The sequence below is a fragment of the Roseateles sp. P5_B10 genome (assembly GCF_056400485.1).
Genome location: NZ_JBFULE010000902.1, coordinates 1 through 2,014, shown reverse-complemented (window position 1 = coordinate 2,014; position 2,014 = coordinate 1). Strand labels below are relative to the sequence as shown.

Annotated in this window: 2 protein-coding genes; one reads left to right on the top strand and one right to left on the bottom strand. The window is 67.9% G+C overall.

The genetic code is table 11. From position 1 onward, the window contains the following. On the top strand, positions 1-883 hold an 883-nt coding region (locus tag AC1DU6_RS29045; RefSeq protein WP_477861411.1), incomplete at its 5' end, for a sensor histidine kinase. On the opposite strand, the gene AC1DU6_RS29040 is transcribed toward AC1DU6_RS29045, so the two are convergent. Next, positions 880-2,014: ATP-binding cassette domain-containing protein (locus tag AC1DU6_RS29040; protein WP_477861409.1), on the bottom strand; the 1,135-nt coding region annotated here is incomplete at its 5' end. The genes AC1DU6_RS29045 and AC1DU6_RS29040 overlap by 4 nt on opposite strands.

Below are 2,014 nucleotides of genomic sequence, written 5' to 3'. Positions count from 1 at the left end.
GGCTGGTGGCCCGCGCGACATCGCAGCGATGGCCGAGACCTTCAACCGCATGATCACGGCGCTGCAGGAGCGCGAGACCGAACTTGGCGCCCACCGTGACCACCTCGAGGACCTGGTGACCGAGCGCACGCTGGAACTCAGTGACGCCAAGGAGCGCGCCGAAATCGCCAGCCGTGCCAAGAGCCAGTTCCTGGCGCGCATGAGCCACGAGCTGCGCACGCCGCTGAACGCAGTCATGGGTTATGCGCAGATCCTGAAGATGGACGACGGCCTGACGCCGAAGCAGCGCAACGGCCTGGACATCATCCACAGCAGCGGCCAGCACCTGCTGACGTTGATCGTCGACATCCTCGACCTGTCGCGCATCGAGGCCGGCAAGGCCGAGTTGCGCATCGGCCCCGTCGAACTGGTCCCGCGCCTGCAGGCCGTGATCGACATCGTGCGCGTGATGGCCGAGGGCAAGCACATCACGCTCGATCTGCAGCTCGACCCGCAACTGCCAGCGGTCGTGCTGGCCGACGAGAAGCGGCTCAACCAGATCCTGCTGAACCTGCTGGGCAACGCGGTCAAGTTCACCCACGTCGGCGGCGTGCTGCTGATGGCGCGCGCGCTGCCGCCGCTGGCCGACACCGAGCCGGGCCATGTGCGGCTGTGCTTCGAAGTGCAGGACACCGGCGTGGGCATCGYCGACGACCAGGTCTACCGCCTGTTCGAGCCCTTCGAGCAGGCCGGCAATGCCGAGCAGCGGGTCGGCGGCACCGGCCTGGGCCTGGCCATCAGCCGCCAACTGGTGCGCATGATGGGCGGCGAGATCAAGCTGGAGAGCCGGCTCGCTCAGGGCAGCCGGTTCTGGTTCGAGATCAGCGTGCCGGTGCAGGCCTAGGATTTCTTGGCTCGCGCCTTGGGCTTGGTCGCGCCGACGTAGTCCGCCAGATGCTCGCCCGTCAGGGTTGAGGGCTTGGCAATCAGATCGGCCGGTGTGCCCTCGAAGACGACCCGGCCACCGTCATGGCCCGCGCCTGGGCCGAGGTCGATGATCCAGTCGGCATGGGCCATGACGGCCTGGTGGTGCTCGATGACGATGACGGACTTGCCGGCGTCCACGAGGCGGTCCAGCAGGCCGAGCAGTTGTTCGACGTCGGCCAGGTGCAGGCCGGCTGTCGGCTCGTCCAGCACATAGACGTCGCCCTTCTCGGCCATCTGCGTCGCGAGCTTGAGGCGCTGGCGTTCGCCACCCGACAAGGTGGTCAGCGGCTGGCCGAGGCTGAGATAGCCCAGGCCGACGTCTGACAGCCTTTCCAGAATCGCATGCGCAGCGGGCGTGAGCTTGGAGAAGAATGCCGCCGCCTCGGCAACCGACATGGCCAGCACTTCGCTGATGTCTTTCCCACCCAGCTTGTATTCGAGCACGGCCGCCTGGAAGCGCTTGCCGCCGCAGTCTTCGCAGACGGTGGACACCGTGGCCATCGGGCCGAGGTCGGTGAAAATCAGGCCGTTGCCATTGCAGGTCGGGCAGGCACCCTCGGAGTTGGCGCTGAACAGCGCAGGCTTGACGCCGTTGGCCTTGGCGAAGGCGCTGCGGATGGGGTCGAGCAGGCCGGTGTAGGTGGCCGGGTTGCTGCGCCGCGAGCCGCGGATGGCGGCCTGGTCGATGGCGACGACGCCCTCCAGCTTGGACACCGAGCCGTGGATCAGCGAACTCTTGCCCGAGCCGGCCACGCCGGTGACGACGCAGAGCACGCCGAGCGGGATGTCAACGTTGACCTTCTGCAGGTTGTGCGTGCTGGCGCCGCGAATCTTCAGCGCGCCAGCGGGCTTGCGCAGCTTGTCCTTCAGCGCGGCGCGGTCGTCGAGGTGTCGGCCCGTCAGCGTGCCGCTCTTGCGCAGGCCGGCGACGCTGCCTTCATAGACGACCTCGCCGCCGGCCGCACCGGCACCGGGACCGAGGTCGACGACATGGTCGGCAATCGCGATGACCTCGGGCTTGTGCTCGACGACGAGCACGGTGTTGCCC